15 protein-coding genes and 1 pseudogene are annotated in these 18,943 nt (G+C 65.0%); 7 read left to right on the forward strand and 9 right to left on the reverse strand.

Annotated elements, in window-relative coordinates; translation table 11 throughout:
• Positions 1-17: 17 nt before the first annotated feature.
• From IVA87_RS04770 to IVA87_RS04780, 3 genes are all read left to right on the forward strand, one after another.
• Positions 18-1,019 carry a hypothetical protein gene (locus IVA87_RS04770; RefSeq protein WP_247332896.1) on the forward strand — a complete coding sequence of 334 codons (1,002 nt, stop codon included), beginning with the start codon at positions 18-20 and terminating at the stop codon, positions 1,017-1,019.
• A gap of 92 nt (positions 1,020-1,111) precedes the next feature.
• On the forward strand, positions 1,112-2,653 hold the full coding sequence (locus tag IVA87_RS04775) for a hypothetical protein (RefSeq protein WP_247307309.1): 1,542 nt from the start codon (positions 1,112-1,114) through the stop codon (positions 2,651-2,653).
• Positions 2,654-2,670: 17 nt separating this feature from the next.
• Complete coding sequence (locus IVA87_RS04780) at positions 2,671-2,835, forward strand: hypothetical protein (RefSeq protein ID WP_247307306.1); 165 nt, start codon at positions 2,671-2,673, stop codon at positions 2,833-2,835.
• Positions 2,836-2,844: 9 nt separating this feature from the next.
• Here the strand turns inward: IVA87_RS04780 and IVA87_RS04785 are convergent, their stop codons facing one another.
• The 3 genes from IVA87_RS04785 to putA all read right to left on the reverse strand — a co-directional run bounded on the left by IVA87_RS04785 (position 2,845) and on the right by putA (position 7,972).
• Positions 2,845-3,492, reverse strand: coding sequence for a glutathione S-transferase family protein (locus tag IVA87_RS04785; protein ID WP_247307304.1), 648 nt, complete (start codon positions 3,490-3,492; stop codon positions 2,845-2,847).
• A gap of 159 nt (positions 3,493-3,651) precedes the next feature.
• Positions 3,652-4,857, reverse strand: a complete 1,206-nt coding sequence (locus tag IVA87_RS04790; RefSeq protein ID WP_247307302.1) for a CoA transferase — start codon at positions 4,855-4,857, stop codon at positions 3,652-3,654.
• Between the two features lie 115 nt (positions 4,858-4,972).
• The gene (gene putA / locus IVA87_RS04795) at positions 4,973-7,972 is read right to left on the reverse strand and encodes a bifunctional proline dehydrogenase/L-glutamate gamma-semialdehyde dehydrogenase PutA (protein ID WP_247332852.1); all 3,000 of its coding nucleotides are present in this window, start codon (positions 7,970-7,972) and stop codon (positions 4,973-4,975) included.
• A gap of 114 nt (positions 7,973-8,086) precedes the next feature.
• On the opposite strand from putA, the gene IVA87_RS04800 reads away from it, so the two are divergent.
• Positions 8,087-8,548: an Lrp/AsnC ligand binding domain-containing protein gene (locus IVA87_RS04800; RefSeq protein WP_247307297.1), complete on the forward strand. Its 462-nt coding sequence runs from the start codon at positions 8,087-8,089 to the stop codon at positions 8,546-8,548.
• A gap of 174 nt (positions 8,549-8,722) precedes the next feature.
• Here IVA87_RS04800 and IVA87_RS04805 read toward each other — a convergent pair whose 3' ends face one another.
• The 4 genes and pseudogenes from IVA87_RS04805 to IVA87_RS04820 form a co-directional block, all read right to left on the reverse strand.
• Entirely contained in the window at positions 8,723-8,923 is a 201-nt protein-coding gene (locus tag IVA87_RS04805) for a cold-shock protein (protein WP_008563500.1), read from the reverse strand.
• 298 nt (positions 8,924-9,221) lie between these two features.
• Complete coding sequence (locus IVA87_RS04810) at positions 9,222-9,530, reverse strand: cytochrome c (protein ID WP_247307296.1); 309 nt, start codon at positions 9,528-9,530, stop codon at positions 9,222-9,224.
• A 12-nt stretch (positions 9,531-9,542) separates the two neighbouring features.
• A pseudogene (locus IVA87_RS04815) lies at positions 9,543-10,734 on the reverse strand (molybdopterin-dependent oxidoreductase).
• Positions 10,735-11,078: 344 nt separating this feature from the next.
• Complete coding sequence (locus tag IVA87_RS04820) at positions 11,079-12,809, reverse strand: adenylate/guanylate cyclase domain-containing protein (protein WP_247332853.1); 1,731 nt, start codon at positions 12,807-12,809, stop codon at positions 11,079-11,081.
• A 260-nt stretch (positions 12,810-13,069) separates the two neighbouring features.
• Here IVA87_RS04820 and IVA87_RS04825 point away from each other — a divergent pair, with 260 nt between their 5' ends.
• On the forward strand, positions 13,070-14,704 hold the full coding sequence (locus tag IVA87_RS04825; protein WP_247307586.1) for a glycosyltransferase family 39 protein: 1,635 nt from the start codon (positions 13,070-13,072) through the stop codon (positions 14,702-14,704).
• On the opposite strand, the gene IVA87_RS04830 is transcribed toward IVA87_RS04825, so the two are convergent.
• Entirely contained in the window at positions 14,613-15,641 is a 1,029-nt protein-coding gene (locus IVA87_RS04830) for a TIGR01620 family protein (RefSeq protein ID WP_247307287.1), read from the reverse strand. The two genes, IVA87_RS04825 and IVA87_RS04830, sit on opposite strands and share 92 nt — an antisense overlap.
• Positions 15,638-17,110: a YcjX family protein gene (locus tag IVA87_RS04835; RefSeq protein ID WP_247307285.1), complete on the reverse strand. Its 1,473-nt coding sequence runs from the start codon at positions 17,108-17,110 to the stop codon at positions 15,638-15,640. The genes IVA87_RS04830 and IVA87_RS04835 overlap by 4 nt, the downstream gene beginning before the upstream one ends.
• A 179-nt stretch (positions 17,111-17,289) precedes the next feature.
• On the opposite strand from IVA87_RS04835, the gene IVA87_RS04840 reads away from it, so the two are divergent.
• The gene (locus IVA87_RS04840; protein WP_247277411.1) at positions 17,290-17,985 is read left to right on the forward strand and encodes a hemolysin III family protein; all 696 of its coding nucleotides are present in this window, start codon (positions 17,290-17,292) and stop codon (positions 17,983-17,985) included.
• Positions 17,986-18,038: 53 nt separating this feature from the next.
• Positions 18,039-18,833, forward strand: coding sequence for an SDR family oxidoreductase (locus IVA87_RS04845; protein ID WP_247307281.1), 795 nt, complete (start codon positions 18,039-18,041; stop codon positions 18,831-18,833).
• Positions 18,834-18,943 lie beyond the last annotated feature (110 nt).

Consider the following 18,943-nt stretch of genomic DNA (forward strand, 5'->3'; position numbering starts at 1 on the left):
GAGCCGTGAGCGAACCAATGCCCGAGCAGGCCGCCCTGGATCATGGCGCCGTCGAAGCCGCAGCGACCGCGTCGCAGACCGTCGAGGCCGCCGGGATCGACGCCCCCTCGATCGCCCCTGACCACGAGGCGCCGCCCAAAGCCGACCCGGTCAAGATCGAGCCGCCAAAAATCGAGGCATCAAGGATCGAGGTGCCGAAGTTCGAATCCAAGACTGAACCCAAGGCTCAGTCCAAAGCTGAGTCCAGGACTGAACCCAAGCCCGAGCCCGGCAAGCTGATTGTAATGGCACCTTCGGAACGCTCCTGGGATCGCGAGGACTTTGCCCCGCATGTGAAGGCGGAGGAGCCGCGCGAAACCGGCGGCAAGCGCCGCCTGTCGGCGATGGCTGCGGTGGTGGCGATCGCTGCTTGCGTCGGCGCGATCAGCGGCGCGCTCGCGACCGCCGGGATGATGCACTTTGCCGGCCCGGCCCCGGCGCCGGTACAGGTCGCCGATACCAGCGCGCTGGACGCTTCCGTCGCTCGGATCGATGCCGACCTCGTCGCGCTGAAGGCCAATGTCGAGCGCTCCTCCAAGACCGACGTCAGTCAGTTCAACCGGACCAACGACCGCCTCGACAAGCTCGAGAAGGCGCAGGCCGAGCCGTTGGCCAAGATCGCAAAACTGTCGGAGACCGTCGACAAACTCCGCGCCGCGCCGCCAGCGGCCCTTGCGCAGGCCGCAGCTGCCGCGCCCGCCAAGGAGACCACCGGCTCGATCGCGCCGGCCCAGGTTGCGACCGCCGCAGCTGCGCCGGCACCCGCCGCGCCCAAGACCGAGGTCGGCCGCCTGCCGACGATCGAAGGCTGGAGGCTGCGCAACGCAGCCAATGGCGGCGCGCTGATCGAAGGCCGCGACGGCCTCTACGAGGTATATCCCGGCGATCCCATCCCCGGCGTCGGCCGCGTCGATGCGATCCGCCGCCAGGACGGCCGCTGGGTGGTCGTCACCAGCAAGGGCCTGATCGTCGCGCGTTGAGCCCTCATATCCGGCCTTCGAAAAGGCGCTTCACCACCGCGTGAGACGCCTTTTTGCTTGAATCGGCTGGTCGGCGCGGTGTTACTTGGGGCATGAGCCGCGCCTTGCGAATTGTCGTTGCCGCCGCCGCATTCTTTGGCGGTGTCGTCTCGCTTTCCGCGGCGGAGAGCGCGCAATTGACGCGCGGCACGGCGATCACCGATCCTGATCTGTTGCGCCGGCTCGATCAGAGCGATGCTCTTACGATCGTGAGCCTGCTAAAGCCGGAACGGAACGCCGACGTTCCGCTCACGACGGACCTGCTGTTCTCGTCGTTGCCGCAGCTCAAAGCGATTCCGCCGGCGATCGATGCGGAATTGGACCGCTACATCGCTCGGTACAAGGCGACATACCCGGGCGAGACCATCGGCGTCGGCGAGGGCTTTGACGTGCAATTGTTCGACCGAGCCAATCTGAAATCGCCCGACACGCGTTTCGTGCTGGCCGGCATCGTCAACCGTATGGACCGCGCCTATGTCTCGGAAGAGTCCTGCGGCGAGATCCGGCTGATCTACCGTCTCGCGCGTTACGAGAGCAGGCCGGAGGGCGGCAACACCGCAACGCGCCTGCCGATGACGCTCAATCTGGTGATGAAGGCGCGCGACGCGCGCCAGACGGACGGGAACAATCGCGTCACCTGCGCCGAGATCGCGCGCCGCTGGCTCGACAATGGCGACTGGCAGGAGTTGATCGGCAGTCGCTCCTCGCCTGCCATGCTCGACCGCATCGAGACTAACATCCAGGTCTCCATCGCGCCGAAATCGGCGCTGCACGATTTTCGCTCCGACTATCTGCTCAAGGTGTTCAAGTACGACGCTGCGAGGAAAACGTTCGAGGAAGCGACGCTGGAGAACCAAATCGACCGCGACCGAATCCTTGCCGACGATGCGCTTCGGCGCGAGTTCAGGGATTGGCTGCTCGCGCCCGAAAACCTGCGCGAGTTCGATCGCGGCACGGTGCTGATCCCGGAAAAATTCCTGGCGACATCTGCGGTGGTGCCGACACCTGCCGGGCTCGATGCCTCGGTGTTGCAGCCAGAGTTCGGCATGATGCAAGGAGAAGGAAAAGGGGAGGGCAGCGACGTTCCCGTTTTCGGCGATGACGATGTGGTCGGTGCCTTGAACCAGGCTGCCGCGCGCGGCATCGAGCTGCAGAACGTCCGCTCGGCCGCGGGCTTTCAGCGCCGTCTCAACGACGTCACTTGTGCCGGCTGCCACCAGACCCGCGGCATCGGAGGCTTCCATTTCCCGGGCGTGGATTGGCTTGCGGACAAGTCCTCCAACTCCGCCAACGTGCCGGCCTCGCCGCATTTCTTCGGCGACCAGCTCCGCCGCCGCGACATCCTGACCGCATTCGCCGCGGGCAAACGTCCCGATTTCTCACGCGGATTTGCCAGCCGGCCACAGACCCGCGGTGGCCACGAACTGGCCGGGACCGAATATCAGGACGGCTGGGGCGCGCATTGTTCCCTGCAAAATGCGGGATCGGGAACGACGGACAAGAGTTTTACGTCATGGAGCTGTGCTAAAGGCCTTACCTGTCAGGCTGCTGCGGCCTCGCGCCGCATCGGCATGTGCTTCATCAAGACGCGCTAAACCGATTTGGATGACCCATGACGGATCCGAGCGAAGCCAACAAGGAGCGCAATCGCGAGATTGCGCACAACGAGGAAGCCAAGCAGGTCACCGGCAGCATCCGCGTTAGCACCTGGGCGGTCGCGATGGTGGTCATCATCGGCGGGATCCTGTTTACGCTCGGCTGGCTGGCCGTGCGGTAGTCGGCGCCCTCACTTGGCGTAATTCGTCATCCGTTTTCCTGGCAGCAGTTCATAGGCCGGCTTCCAGCCGGGCAGTGCGGCCATGCGGCCGAGCCAGGCGTGGATGGCCGGATGGCTCGCCGCGAAGTCGAAGCCGTGCTCGTCACTCGGATAATGCAGATAGGCCATCATCGAGATATCGGCGACCGTCGGCTTTGCGCCGATCGCGAATTCATTGTGCTGGAGGTGTTCATCGAGGATGCCGAGGAAGTCCTCGAGCCGTCGGCGAAAATGCTTGAGCACCTGCGGATCGTTTTTGGCGGTGAAGGCGCGCATGAAGCGATAGGTCGCCATGTAGCCGGTGAGCTTGTGGTTGTCCCAGAACAGCCAGCGCAACAGCTCGAATTTTTCCTCGTCCGTATCAGCGCCAAAGCGCCCGTACTGATCGGCAAGCTTGAGCAGGAGCGGCGCGGTCTGCGTCATCTTCACGCCGTTGATTTCGAGCACGGGGATCTCACCCATCGGGTTCACCGCCCTGCGCCATTCCGCGGTGCGCGTGACGCCGCCGCCGAAATCGGTCCAGACCGGCTCGAATTTCTCGCCGCAAAGCGTCAGCATCAGCGCCAGCTTGTAGCTGTTGCCGGATTCGGGGAAGTAGTGCAGGCGGTAGCTGGGCATGGGACCTCGCAGGCAGACGGGATGCGCTGCCGATCATTATACCGAGACGGTCTCGCGCCGTCATTGCGAGCATAGCGAAACAATCCAGCAATGCATCCGCGGGGGGATTCTGGATTGCTTCGCAGCGCTCGCGATGACGATGCCGTGCGAGTGCGGCTCCTAACCCACCGCCCCCGAACCCCGCAGCTGCTTGATCGCCGCCTCGTCGTATCCCGCCTTGCGCAAAATCTCGTCACTGTGCTCGCCGACAGCGGGCGGCTTGCGCGGCTGCACCTTCCTGGCGCCGTCGATCCAGATCGGGCTGTTGATGGTGAGCATGGTGTCGTTCTCGAACGGCACCAGAACCTCATTGTCGAGCATTTGCTTGTCGTTGGGGATGTCGTCGAGAATGGCAACGACGCCGAACACGAGGCCATTGCCGTCGAGGATCCTGCGCCATTCGGCGAGATCCTTGGTGGCGAAGGTGTCGTCCAGAATCTTGATCAGCTCGACCGAGCGGGCGTGGCGGTCGGCCTTGGTGACGAAGCGCGGATCGTCGATCAAGTCCTCGCGCCCGAGGCAGCGCGCCAGCGTCGGCCACTGCCGCTCCTCGTTGAGCAGGGACAGGATCAGCCAGCGGCCGTCCTTGCACTGGTAGTGGTTGGCCACCGCGTTCAGCGCGCGCTCGCGCGGGCGCCGCTCGCCGAACTTGGCGCCGCAGAGTTTCGCCTGCGCCAGCACGCTCGCGGCCCAGACGCCATTGGCCATCAGATTGGAAGCGACATGCGAGCCCTTGCCGGTCTTCTCGCGCTGATACAGCGCGGTGACGATGGCGCCATAGAAGGCCATGGCGCAGGGATGGTCGCCCATGCCGGCGACGGAGCGGGCCGGTGTCGTGTCGGTATCGGCGCGGACGAGGTCCATCAGGCCGGAGCGCGCCCAATAGGCATTGCTGTCGAAGCCGGGCTTGTTGGCTTCCTCGCCCTTCTCGCCATAGCCGGTGAAGGAGGCGTAGATCAGCCGGTCGTTGAGATGGGCGAGGTGGTCATAGGTGATGCCGAGCTTGGCGCGCACCGGCGGCGGCATATTGGTGATGAAGACGTCGGCCTCCGCCACCAGCTTATAGAGCACGGCCTGCGCTTCCGGCTTGGAGAGGTCGAGCGCGATGCTCTTCTTGTTGCGCGCCTCCAGCAGCCAGGCGAAATTGTGCTCACCGGTCGGATAGCCCGGAAGGTTCGGCAGATTGCGGTAGGGATCCCCAGTGCCGGGCGGCTCGATCTTGACGACGTCGGCGCCGAAATCCGACAGCACGGTCGCGGCCGCGGGCGCTGCGATGAAGCTCGCGCAGTCCAGAACCTTCAGCCCGGCAAAGATGCCCTTTTCCATCGCGGCGTTGCTCCCTCGCTCTTGTCGTTTCCCGCGCGCTGGAATTGGCGCGGGCGCCTCGTGGGAGCATTAGACCGATGTTTCGGCAGGATGCAACGGCGCCCGCTGCAGGGCCTCACTCCTCCCCCGCAAGCAACGCAGCATTGCCGCCGGCCGCCGCGGTGTTGATGGTCACGGTCTGCTCGGTCGCAAAGCGCGCGAGATAGTGCGGGCCGCCGGCCTTGGGGCCAGTTCCGGACAGGCCATTGCCACCAAACGGCTGCACGCCGACGACGGCGCCGATCATGTTGCGGTTGACGTAGATGTTGCCGACCTGGACTCGATCGATGATGGCCTCGATAGTGTCGTCGATGCGGGAGTGGACGCCGAGGGTGAGGCCGTAGCCGGTGCGCTCGATCGCTTGCAGGACCCGTTCCAGATTCTCGGCGCGGTAGCGTACGACATGCAGGATCGGCCCAAACACCTCCTCGGTGAGCTGGCTGGCTTCTTTGAGCTCGAAGATGTGCGGCGCGACGAAGCAGCCCTCCGGTGCGTGCCCTGCAAAGTGCAGCCGTGCCTCGCCCTTCATTCGCGCGATGTGTGCATCGAGACGCTGCTTGGCCTCGCGATCGATCACCGGCCCGACATGGGTCGCGACATCGCTGGGGTCGCCGATTCTGAGCTCGCGCGCCGCGCCCGCGATCATCTCGATCATGCGGTCGGCGACGTCCTCCTGCACGAACAACAGCCGCAGCGCCGAGCAGCGCTGGCCGGCGGAACGGAAGGCAGAGGTCACGACATCGTCGGCGACCTGTTCGGGCAGCGCGGTCGCGTCCGCAATCATGGCGTTGGTGCCGCCGGTCTCCGCGATCAGCGGCACGATCGGTCCGTCCTTGGCGGCGAGCTCGCGGTTGATGCTGCGAGCGACCTCGGTCGAGCCGGTAAAGACAGTTCCCGCGATGTCAGCATGCGCGGTCAGCACGGCACCGATGCGGCCGTCGCCGGTGACGAGATGCAGCGCGCTCTTGGGGATGCCAGCCTGGTGCAGCAGGGCTACGGCCTCGCGCGCGATGCGCGGCGTCTGCTCGGCAGGCTTTGCGACAACGCTGTTGCCGGCCATCAGCGCCGCTGTGACCTGGCCGAGGAAGATCGCGAGCGGAAAATTCCACGGCGAGATCGCGACGAAGACACCGCGGCCGCGCATAGCGAGCGCATTGCTCTCGCCGGTCGGGCCGGGCATGGCGGCGTCAACGCCGAACAATTTGCGGCCCTGCGCGGCATAATAGCGGCAGAAATCGGCGGCCTCGCGCAGCTCCGACAGCGCGTCGTCCAGCGTCTTGCCGCCCTCGGCTTGCAGCAGCGCGATGAAATGGGCCCTGCGGCTTTCCAAAAGATGCGCAGCCTGCTCCAGCGCCGCCGCGCGCGCAGCCGCCGGCGTCCGGCTCCAGGCGACAAAGCCGGCGCGCGCGGCAGTCACCGCTGCGTTGGCCCGATCCGGTGTGGCATCGGGGATGGGCTTGAGATCGATCGCCTCGGCCCTGATGTCGGCCAGCAGCTGGTCGAGTGCGGCACGCTCACCGAATTCGACCCCGCGCGAATTGCGGCGCTCCGGCGCAAAGAGATCGCGGGGCAGCGGAATCCTGGGATGAACCGCCTGTTGCGGACGCTCGATGGCATCGGCCGGACGCTGCAACAGCGCCGACACCGGCACGCGATAATCAGCGGCCTGCGCCACGAAGGAGGAATTGGCGCCGTTCTCGAGCAGTCGTCGCACCAGATAAGCGAGCAGGTCGCGATGGCTGCCGACAGGCGCATAGGTGCGGTAGGCGATGTCAGCATGGTCCTTGGCAAGCTGCTCGTACAGCGCTTCGCCCATGCCATGCAGGCGCTGGAATTCGAAGCCGCCACTGCCTTGCGCAAGCTCCAGCACAGTCGCGACGGTTAGCGCATTATGGGTGGCGAATTGCGGGAAGATGCGCGGCCTCAATGCCAGCAGCTTCGAAGCGCAGGCGACGTAGTTCAGGTCCGTCATCGCCTTGCGCGTGAACACGGGATAACCGTCGAGCCCGCGCTCCTGTGCACGCTTGATCTCGGTGTCCCAATAGGCCCCCTTCACCAGCCGCACCATCAGCTTGCGCTCATGCGCGCGGGCCAGCGCATCGACATAGTCGATCACCGCGCTCGCGCGCTTCTGATAAGCCTGGATCGCCAGGCCAAATCCGTCCCAGCCGCTCAGCGAGGCATCGGCGAGTGTTGCCGCGATCACGTCGAGCGACAGCTCCAGCCGGTCGGCTTCCTCGGCATCGACGGTGAAGTTCAAATCATGGGCTTTGGCGCGCTGCGCGAGGTCCAGCAGCAGCGGCACCAGTTCGCGCATCACGCGTTCGCGGCTGATCGCCTCGAAGCGCGGATGCAATGCCGAGAGCTTGACCGAGATGCCGGGCCGATCGGGCAGGGGATGGTTGCCCGCGGTCTTGCCGATGCTCTCGATCGCGCGCGCATAGGCCTCGAAATAGCGCTTGGCGTCCGCCGCCGTGCGTGCGCCTTCGCCGAGCATGTCGAAGGAATAGCGCGGCTTCTGGCCGGAGCGCGGCCGGCCGCGCTCGAGGGCCTGCTCGATCGTCTCCCCCAGCACGAAATGATTGCCCATCAGCCGCATCGCCTGGCGCGTGGCGGTGCGCACGGCGGGCGCCCCCAGCCGCTTCACCAGCCGGCCGATGGTGCCGTCAGGCGTCTCGCCGGGCTGGATCACCCGTGCCGAGAGGCCGAGCGCCCAGGCCGAGGCATTGACCAGGAAGGCGGTGGACTTGGTTTCGTGATGGATGAAGTCGCCCTCGCCGAGCTTGTCCTCGATGAACTGGTCGGCGGTGCGCGCATCGGGCACGCGCAGCAGCGCCTCGGCCAGCACCATCAAAGCGAGCCCCTCCTTGGTCGAGAGCGCGAATTCCCGCAGCATGTCCTCGACCCCACCGAGCCGGTCGTCGCGCTTGCGGATCGCCTCGATCAGCCGCGTCGCGGTGCGGTCGATCCGCGCCTCCTGCAGCGGGCTGAGATGCGACGCCGGCAAGAGGCGGGCGGCAATCTCGCTATCATCGGCCGCGTAGGGCGCGGAGAAGGGCGGTGGGATGTTCGGCATGGCGTGTCCTGTGGCTGAAATCCAGGATAAGGCCCGCGTTACCGTAGCTCGATAGACAATTTAGCCAAGTTGCCTTAGAAAATGAAGATCATTGGCTATTTGGCCCTGTAAGATATGGAACTTGACCGAATCGACCGGAAAATCCTCTCGATCTTGCAGGAGGATGGGCGCATCGCCAATGTCGAGCTCGCCGAGCGCATCGGGCTGTCGCCGACCTCGATCGGCGAGCGGTTGAAGCGCTTGCAGCGCGAGGGGTTTGTCGAAGGCTACGGCGCCCGCCTCAACCCGCACCGGCTTGGCCTCGGTCTCTTGGTGTTCGTCGAGGTCCTGCTCGACAAGACCACGCCCGACAATTTCGAGCGTTTTGCGCGCGCAGTGAAGCTGGCGCCTGAGGTGCTGGAATGTCATATGGTTGCCGGCGGCTTCGACTATCTTGTCAAGGCGCGGCTGGCAGACATGACCGCCTATCGACGTTTCCTCGGCCAGACCCTGCTGTCGATGCCGGGCGTGCGGGAGACGCGGACCTATGCGGTGATGGAGGAGATCAAGCGCGACGCACCGTTGCCGGTGGGCTGACGAAATGCCGTCGCGATTGTCATTGCTGTGGCGTTGGATGAGCGGTCTTCACGGGAAAAATAGCTGTCCTTGTGCAATCGCAACGCCTGTCGTCGAATGCACTGGCCGTCTTCTGAAATTTTTCTTGGCCCAGCTCCCGGACGGATCCGGGAGGCAGCAAAGGCTGACGCGGGCTTATACTTTGAGGTTCTCTGCGGAGGTCTTGCCCCGGTTTGCGATCTCTTCGTATTCCACCGTCTGTCCCTCGTTAAGTGTGGACAGACCGGCCTTCTGCACTGCCGAGATATGCACGAACACATCCTTGCCACCCGACGCAGGCTGGATAAATCCATAACCCTTCGTCGGGTTGAACCACTTGACCGTACCTTTAGCCATCACGACTTCTCCGCGGGTCTTCCTCCGAGATCTCGAATCGCCAGTCCCCGCCAACCGGCCGGTTCGGTCCTAACAGGATACGCGGAATGTGGCAGGCTTGGTAGCTCAAACCACATCGGCATTTCGCCGAATTCCGCTCAACTTCGCAGCGATTTTGCCGGTTTTGCCCGTTTCGCGGTCAAATGGCCCGTGTGCTGCGGATCTACTATCGAGAGGGATCGCGTAGCCGTTCTTCCTTAACCCTCCCCTGGAGGGCCCTCCAGGGGAGGGTAAGAGAAAACGCGGTTGATGCGGTCCTTCAGTACGTCGCGGCCAGATAATCGACGATCTTGCCGACGTCGGCATCGTCGATCGGTGCGCCATAGACCTTGATCATCTTGGTCACCTCGGCCTGCCAGAAGCCCTTCTTGTCCTTCATCGGCGGCTGCGTGGCGACGTAATCCGATGAGTGGCAGGCGCTGCAATTGCCCTGCACGACCTCAAGATTGGGCCCGGGCTTGAACGCCGCGACCTCGTCTGGGGTCTTGTAATTGACCGGCGCCGCAAGTGCCGAACCGATCACGGCGGCGAGAGCGAGCGAGATGGCGAGGAGAACGGTGCGCTGCATGGTCATTCTCCTTCAGGCCACGGTCACGCGGACGGTTTCGACCACGTTGTGCAGATAACCCGCCGGGTTCCAGCGCGGCGTATCCGGCTGGGTCTCGCCGCCATTGCCGGTGGCGCGGACCTTGAGCTCATGGCTGCCGGCCGCGAGCTTCACCGGCAGCTTCCATTCGCGGAACGAGTACTTGCCCAGATCCTTGCCGAGCTTGGCGCTGGTCCAGGTCTTGCCGCCGTCGGAGGAGACCTCGACCTCCTTGATGCCCTTGCCGCCGTCGAAGGCGATGCCGCGCAGAATCGCAGTTCCCGCCTTCAGCTTGGCGCCGTCGGGGACGCTGGTGATGAAGGAGCGGATGGTGAATCGGTTGATCGGGATCGTCGCCTTCGGCGCGGTGCCCGGCTCGACCGCGTTGTTCGGCGTGTCAGGGATGCGATAGGCCGACTTCATCCAGAAGCCGTCATAGACGTTGTCGATCACCGTGATCTCGTTGAGGTGCTTGACCCAGTAGGTGCCGTAATAGCCCGGCACGATCAGGCGCAGCGGGAAACCGTTGAGGAACGGCAGGTCCTCGCCGTTCATGCCATAGGCCAGCATCACCTCGCCGTCGGTGGCGTGATCGAGATCGAGCGCCTTGACGAAATCCGGCGTCTTGTCGCTGACCGGGCCGTCCATGCCGTTGAGGGTGACCTGTTTGGCGCCGGCCTGCACGCCCGCCATTTCCAGCACCGCCTTCAGTGGCACGCCGCGCCAGCGCGCATTGCCCATGGCGCCGTTGGCGAGCTGGCCGCCGGCGACACGTGGCTCGAAGAAGCCGCGGCTGTTGCCCGAACACTGGTTGACGGCGACGATCTCGGTCGCCTTCATCTTCCTTCAGCGACAGCTTCAGCGGCTTGTCGACCTTGCCCTTGACCTCGAGCGTGAACTTATCGGGGTCGAGATTGTAGGGCAGGTCGGAGAGATGATAGCGCACGAAGAATGCGTTGTTGGGCGTGATCGGGCCCTCGTTGAACACCGCGAACGGCGTCTCGAGCTGCGGCGGCCGGCTGGTCAGGCCGATCATCGGCCGCTTCTGTGGATATTTCACCAGCGGCCGTTCGCCATTCGCAAAGGGCAGGATGACGGTGTCGAGCGCCAGCGCTCTGGTTGAGTTCAGTGTGGCCGCAAGGGCGGAAAGGCCCGCTCCTTTGAGCAGGTCGCGTCGATCGAACATTCTCATCCCCTCCCGGAGCTTTTCGTCGGATCGCGGTCATCACCGCGATCCCGCACTCATCTGTTGCAACGATTTGGACGAAGTCAATTCGTGCTTTCGCAGCAAGCCCATGCCGCTGCGTTGCAGCAGGCCGGTGTTACGGGAGTAAGGCGAGGGCGATGAGATGGAGTCGAGTTGTAACCGCGGCGCCGGCGCGCTCCACCTCTCCCGTTTGCGGGAGAGGTCGGCGCGAAGCGCCGGGTGAGGGTTCTCTCCTCTAGGGGATTGTCCCGTTGCGGAAGCACCCTGTCCCCAACCCTCCCCCGCAAGCGGGGAGGGAGTGCACTTTCCGTGTGGCTTACGCGCTACGCGGCAACGCGCTCGCCTCGGTCGACGAGCGCCGTCAAGTCCCTCGCATCCGCGACGACACGCACGGCAAGCGGCTCATCGCGACCGCGGATCGCGACCTCCTGCTGCGGCAGGGCGTCGTCGGCAAGGCCCGCGGTGCGGCGGACTTCCTCCGAGACAATAGCCTCGCAAGCGAGCGTCTTGGTCATGTCCTGAAGCCGGGCAGCGACGTTGACAGCATCGCCAAGCGCGGTGAAGACGATGTGATCGCGATAGCCGATGTCGCCGATGATGACCTCGCCGCCGTGGATGCCGATGCCGAAGCGGATCGGCTGGCGCAGATCGTGGCTCAGGAGCTCGTTGAGCTCGTCGATACGCGTCGCGATGCCGGAGGCCGCCTTCAGCGCCTGCCGGCAGGCCGCTTGCGGCTCGGCCGACAGCCCGAACAGCGCCAGCATGCCGTCGCCGATGAACTGGTTCGGTTGACCGCCGTTCTCGATCACCGCCTGCGACACCGCGCCGAGGAAGCGGTTGACGATGAAGAGGGTGTCGAACGGCAGCTGCTTTTCCGCGAGCCGGGTCGAGCCGCGCATGTCCACGAACAGGCTGACCAGATAACGCTCCTGGCCAATTCTGGCGGGCGTCGAGGCTTGCGCATTCGCGGAGAGTGTGTGCGGTGTGAAGAGCTGAAAGAAGGAGAGGTCGGACGTCGGCCGCAGCTGGCAGGCGAGCCTGATCGAAGGGTCGCTGGCGCCGACACGGGTCAGCACGAAGACCTCGCGCGGCGACGGCTCGGGCAGGGCGCCATGATCGCCGATGATGCGGATGCGGCAGGTCGAGCAGCGGGCGCGGCCGCCACAGACGCTGGCATGCGGCACATTGTGGCGCAGGCTTGCTTCCAGCACCGACAGCCCCTTGGGGACCCGCACCGTTTTCCCATTGCCGTAGGACAGCGCGATCATGCCGCCGCGCCGTTCGCGTAACGCGCGCACGCCGCGCGCCGCTAGCGCCAGTCCGAGCAGGCCGAAATAACCTATGGTGAGGCTGCCGGTGATGCGGTCGAGCGTATTGCCTTCGGCGACCGTGCCGACCTGGCGGCGGGTGAGATTGTGCGTACGCCATTCTCCATCGTCGCTCTCGACGGCGACGCTGCGCCCGCCCTGGTAGATGCCGAGCAGCGACAGCGTCGGAATCAGCACGGCAGCCGCGAGCAGATAGGGTGCCGCGCGCGTGAACAACGGTTTGAGGCGAAGCCAGAAGAAGATCCCGATGCAGCCGTGCACCCACGCAATCAGAAGCAGGATCGTCATCTGCCAGAGCCGGCCGGGCGAGGCGACGAAGAACAGATAGAGCTCCTGCGGATAGAGTTTCTGGTGTCCGTACAGCGTCTGGCCGAGCCGCACTCCGATCACATGTCCCATAATCAGGACGGGAATGCTCAAGCCCAGCACCAGCTGTAGCGGCTCGATCGCCCGCCAGCGGAACTGCCGGCGCTGGTACAGCGCGTAGAGGCCAAGCCCCATATGGGTAAGTGCGGCCGTGTAGAAGACGATCGCGACGGGGAGGAACCGCCAGAATACGGTGTGGTAGTAGACCCCGACCTCCATGGCATCGACCGAGATGTTGCCGAGCGCATGGTTGAGGAAGTGGCTGACCACGTAGCAGAACAGGATGACGCCGCAGACGAGGCGCACCTGCCGCACGCTGGTGGCACGGACGGCAGACATCTGTATGGGAGCGGTGGCCATGATTCGACTGTATCAGTTCATGAAAGAGAACCGCCAGCGTAGCGTTTAATTCCGGAGGTGGACAGCTTTGGAGATCACATGCGCGGCAAGGAGCCACACACTCCGCCGTCGTCGGGGACGAGCGCGCGTCGATCCGGGACGACAGGGAGAATGGAGCTCCCGCATTGACTCCCCGTTACAGGTTGGCGAAAAGCGCGGCCGTGACGACAGCCCCTGATATCACCGTTTCCCTTCGCGGCGCCGCGCGCCGGCCCCTCGTCATGGCCGCAGCGATCATCGCCGCGATGACCGTGCTGCGGATCGTCTACGCCTCCGAGATCGAGTTGCGGACCGACGAGGCCTATTACTGGACCTGGTCAAAGGAAACGGCGCTCAGCTTCCTCGATCATCCGCCTGGCATTGCCTGGCTCATTCGCTTCGGCACCGCGATCTTCGGCGATACCGCGCTCGGCGTCCGCTTCGGCGGCATCGTCGCGATGCTGATGACGCAGCTGCTGCTCGCCGACATCGTCCGTCGTCTCACCCATGACGCACGGACAATCATGATCGCGGTGCTGATGCCGGAGGCCGCGCTCTATTACGGCCTGCTGATGGCCAAGGTCGCGCCCGATGTCGCCATGATCCCGTTCGCAATGGCGATGATGTGGTCGCTGGTGCGGCTGGCGCAAAGCGGCGATGGACGCTGGTGGCTTGCGGCCGGGCTGTTCGCGGGCCTGTCTATGCTGTCGAAATTCACCGCGATCCTGTTTGCGCCCGCGGTGGCTGCCTTTCTGCTGGTGCCGGATTGGCGTCGGCGTTGGTTGCGCAGTCCTTACCCTTACCTCGCTGTGCTGGTCGCGACTCTCGTGTTCTCGCCGGTGCTGATCTGGAATGCGCAGCACGACTGGGCCTCGTTCCGCTTCCAGGGCGTGCGCGCCACTGCCAATTACGGCATTTCGCTGCGCACCATCGGTGATTACATCGGCCTGCAATTCGGCCTGGTTGGCTTCGTGATGCTGCCGGTGATGCTAACGGGCCTGGTGCTGACGGCGTGGCGCGGCTATCGCACGCGCGAGCCGGTCGCGATCCTGTTGTCGACCGCGGTGCTGGTGCCGTTTCTCTATTTTTTGGTCAAGTCGACGACGCTGCGGGTCGGCGACACCTGGCCGATGTTCATGTGGCCGGTCGGCTTTGCCGCTGCGGCTGTGAACCTCGCAACGATGACGAAGGAGAGATGGTCGGCTCGCATGGTCAGATCGTCGGCGTTCTGGGCCAGGACATCCATCACGACGGGCATCGCCTTCGTCGTCATCGTGTTCCTCTATTACGTCGCCGCGCCCTGGAATCTCCTCGGCAAGATCGATCCGATCGGCGCCGAAGCCGGCTACGAGCAGGTCGCCGCGCGCGCGCAGGCCGCACTCGATGAGACCGGCGCGACCTGGATCGCGACGACCGACTACCGCACCTACGCCATGATGCGCTGGCTGTTCAGGGGCCGCGTGCCCGTCGTCGAGATCAACGAGCGCGGCCGCTTCCAGGATTTCCGCGATCCCGGCATGGACCGGATCAGGGACCACGCCGGCATCTATGTCGGGCGGGAGCCGGATCATCGATCATTGCTGTGGGAGAGCATCCCGGCGAAACGCAAGCAGCTTGGCCAAGTCGAGCGCCGCTGGCGCGGGCTCGTGATGGACACCTATGTGCTGGAAAAGCTCACCGGCTGGACCCCGGAGCTCTCACCGCCGAAGGACTCGCCGCTGTTCCAGTGGCGGGTGCTGGCGGGGGCATCCCATAGCCCTCCAGGGGAGGATAAGAGAGGGCGCGCTACTCCTCGTCGTCTTTCCGCCGCAGCAGATCCGTCGCGAGATCCGCGAGCTTCGGCGGCGGCAGCGCCGCGAACGGCAGCGGGCGCGTGACATCGATCGCGGCCAGCCCCAGCCGCGCCGTCAGCAACCCATTGAGCACGCCTTCGCCGAGCCGCTGTGACAGCTTCGCCGCGATGCCGTGGCCGAGCATCTGCTGAACCAAACTATCGCTCGCGGCCATGCCGCCCGTGATGGCGAGGTGGGCGATGACTTGGCGGAGCAGTCGGACCATGCCGAGCGCGCCAGGGCGGCCGCCGTAGAGATAGGCGAGCTGGCGGATCAGGCGCAGCGCAGCGACGAACACGAACAGTACGTCGATCGCCGCGCGCGGCGAGACTGCCGTGACGATCGAGACCTTTTGCGCGGCTGACGACACCAGCCGCCGCGCCTCTGCGTCCAGCGGCGACATCAACTCGCGCTCGGCGAGGCGGATCATATCGGCGCCGTCGATGATCTCGCCAGCATGGCTCTCAAGCGTCGCGCGGGCGCGGGCGAGCTGCGGGTTCTGGTGCGCAATCTTCAGGAGGTCGTGCACGATGAGGCGGCTTTCCTTGCGATCATCATTGGCAAGGACGGCGGCGGCGCGCTGATGCAGTTTCTCGATCGTCGCGAGCCGCGCCAGCCCGAACGCCTCGCGCCCGATCACGACCGCGAGCGCAAGTGCGGTGACGAACGCGAAGGCAAGGCCAACCATGCCGAGGCTGTCGCTGCGCGCAAATAGATCCTCGATCAGACGAACGACACCGAGCCCGGTACCGAGCAGCGTCAGCCCGGCGAGGCCGGACCAGAACAGCGCGCCCCAGGGAAAGCCGCGCCGCGCCGGAAGCGTGGTTTGAACTGGTACCGGCAGCGCCAGCGGATCGGGCTCCGGCGTGATCTGGATCGTGCCACGACCGACCCGTCCCGTCTCGTCGGCCTCGGTGACGACGACGCCGGGATCGTCCAGCCGGAACGTCGCCGGCCGCCGCTGCTGGGATCGCTCGTTCATGAGAGCTTGTCTCCGATCAGGAACTGAAAGGCACGGTCGAGGCGAATATGTGGCAGCGCCGGCTCTTCGGTGCCTTCTTCGTGCTCGAGCTTTGGCGGCCGGAAGCGCAGGAAGCGGAAATCACTCTTCTCGGCAGCTTGCGTCGCGAGTCCGCGGAACGCAGCCGTACCATTGAACAGCGGCTCGGGATCCAGCGGTAGATCGCCTGGAAAGGTCGCAACCTCGGTGTTGCCGTCGAAGAACTCGCCGCCAGCGCTTTCGCCTGCGGACGGTGTTCCTAAAATCGACGGCAATTTGTCGCGGCCATGCGCCACCTGCGCCTCGCGCGTGGCGCGGACGGCGGCGAGCGCGACGACGTCGATCTCCGCGCCGGTATTTTCGGCGCGCATAACCGCGCGGGTGACCGCACGGCGCAGCACGGCCTCGAGCCGGTCGTGGCTGGAATGATGCAGATGGTCCGCCTTGGTTGCCGCGAACAGGATGCGGTCGATGCGCGGCCGAAACAGGCTGGAGAGCAAGGTGCTGCGGCCGATGTTGAAACAATCGAGAATGCCGGCAAGCGCAGCTTCGAGGTCGTGCAGCGCTTCGGGTCCGGAGTTGAATGCCGTGAGCGCATCGGCCAGCACGATCTGGCGGTCGAGCCGGGCGAAATGATCACGAAAGAACGGCCGCACCACCATGTCCTTGTAGGCCTCATAGCGGCGCACCATCATCGCCCACAGCGATCCCTCGGGCGCCTGCCCGCCAGCGGGCACGTCGAGCGGCGCAAAGGTCAGCGCCGGCGTATCTGCGAGATTGCCGGGCATCAGGAAGCGGCCGGGCGGCAAGAGGCTCATCGCAAAACGCTCGTCGCGGCAGGCGCGTAAGTAATTGGTGAAGAGCTTGGCGGCCGTGAGCGTCGCCTGCTCGTCCTCACGTGCCTCGGGCTTGAGCGTTGCAAGATGCGCGTGCCAGTCTGCGGCAAGATGCGCGCGCGGCGCCTCGCGCGACAGTGTCAGGCTTTCGGCCGACCATTGTTCGTAGCTCTTCTGCAGCAGCGGCAAATCGAGCAGCCATTCGCCGGGATAGTCAACGATGTCGAGCGTGAGCGTGCGGTCCGCGCCGTTCCGGCGCTGATAATCGATGACGAGGCGGAGCTCGCTGATGTCGACGGTCGAGTTCGGCCAGCGCCGCTCCTCGATCAGCGCGCGCAGATGGGCCTCATAGGCAAAGCGCGGCACGGCATCGTCCGGCTGCGGCGCCAGATGCGCCCGTGCGATCCGGCCCGAGGCATAGGCGTCGAACACCGGAAACCGGCCGCCGCGGGTAAGGCCGTGGATCAAGGCGGTGATGAACACCGTCTTGCCGGCCCGCGACAGGCCGGTGACCCCGAGCCGCACCGTCGGATTGAAGAAATGCTCGCCATAGTCGATCAGCGCCCTCGCCGACAGCCGCGCCTCCTCGACCATATCCTGGAAACTGAATGCCATATGAACGCTGAGTGATCTCGGGCGGGAGGAATGTGCGACCGTTCACAAAAGTGGCAATTGCGTGAGGAAAATCAAGTTTCATACTTCCACCGCCTTTCTCGGCAAATCAGCCGCTTGAACGACGCGCCGGTCGCGAAACACCCATACAAGAAGGGCATTGCCTCACGTTGCGGATTGCCATGACCGTCTTCCAACTGAAACACTTCGCATCCTCCTCAGTCCATGCCGCGGCCGACGCGATCGGCTGGGATTATGACCGCGCCGAGCTGATCGCCGACGGTGTCATTCACGCCATCGGCGTGCTCGCCGGGCTCATCGCCGCGACCGTACTGGTGGTGCTGGCGGCGGTTTATGCCGACGCCACCGACATCGTCGGCGTCTCGATCTATGTCGCCGGCCTGCTTTCGATGCTGGTGCTGTCGGCGACCTATAATCTATGGCCGGTGTCGCCGGCCAAATGGGTGCTGCGGCGGTTCGACCATGCGGCGATCTATCTCCTGATCGCGGCGACCTACACCCCCTTCATCCTGGAGCTGAAGGACAGCGTGTTCGCGCTGCTACTGCTCACCGGCGTCTGGTGCGTCGCGATCCTCGGCATTGTGCTGAAGCTGTTCTATCCCGGCCGGTTCGACCGCATCTCAGTCGGCATCTATCTCGCGATGGGCTGGAGCGGCGTCATGCTCTACGACGCCGTGGTCAGGGCGCTTCCTGCGCTGGCGCTGGGCTTCATCCTTGCGGGCGGCCTGCTCTACAGCTTCGGCGTGATCTTCCACGCCTGGCGGCGGCTGCGCTTCCAGAATGCGATCTGGCACGGCTTTGTCTTGGCCGGCGCGGCGTGTCATTATACCGCGGTGCTCGACCTCGTGTTGAGCTGAGCAAGCCGCGAAGCGGTAGAAGAGACGCGGGCCAAGACAAGAGGAGACGTCGCATGCAGGTGACCGGCAAGGTCGTGGTCGTCACGGGCGGCGCCAACGGCATCGGCAAGGCGCTGTGCGAGGCTTTTCACAGGGCGGGTGCAGCCAAGGTCGTGGTCGCGGACATGGACGCCACCAACGCAAGGGCGGTCGCAGCCATGGTGGACGGTGCCGCCTTCAAATGCGACGTCGCGCAGGAAAAGGACATCGCCCACGTCATCGAGCAGACCGAGCGGCAGTTCGGCCCGATCGAGCTGTTCTGCTCCAACGCCGGCATCGGCGGCGGCTTCGATCCGATGTCGGAAAATGCCGGCGGCGATTCCGATGAGCCGTGGCAGCGGAGCTGGGCGATCCACGTCATGGCCCACGTCTATGCCGCGCGGCATCTCGTTCCGCGCATGAGGGCGCGCGGCGGCGGCTATTTCCTCAACACGATCTCGGCCGCAGGCCTGTTGTCGCAGGTCGGCAGCCCAGCTTATTCGACGACGAAGCACGCCGCGGTCGGCTTTGCCGAGAATCTCGCGATCTCGCACAAGGCGCACAACATCAAGGTCTCGATCCTCTGTCCGCAGGGCGTCGACACCAACATGCTGCGCTCGATCCCGAAAGGCCCGCAATCCGGCGACGGTGACCTGACGCCGGAGCAGGTCGCAAAAGACGTGCTCGCCGGCCTCGAACAGGAGACGTTCCTGATCCTGCCGCACCCCCAGGTGCTCGGCTACATGCGCAAGAAGACCGAGAATTACGACCGCTGGATCGGCGGCATGGCCAAGATCCAGGCGAAGATGCGGGAGGAGTTCGGGAAGTAAGGGCGCTGTCATGCCCTGCGCAGGCCGGCATCCAGTACTCCGCGGCTTCTCGATTGATCGCTGCGGCCTCGGAGTACTGGATCGCCCGCCTTCGCGGACGATGACAGTTG

The sequence above is a fragment of the Bradyrhizobium sp. 147 genome (assembly GCF_023073935.1).
Taxonomy (GTDB): domain Bacteria; phylum Pseudomonadota; class Alphaproteobacteria; order Rhizobiales; family Xanthobacteraceae; genus Bradyrhizobium.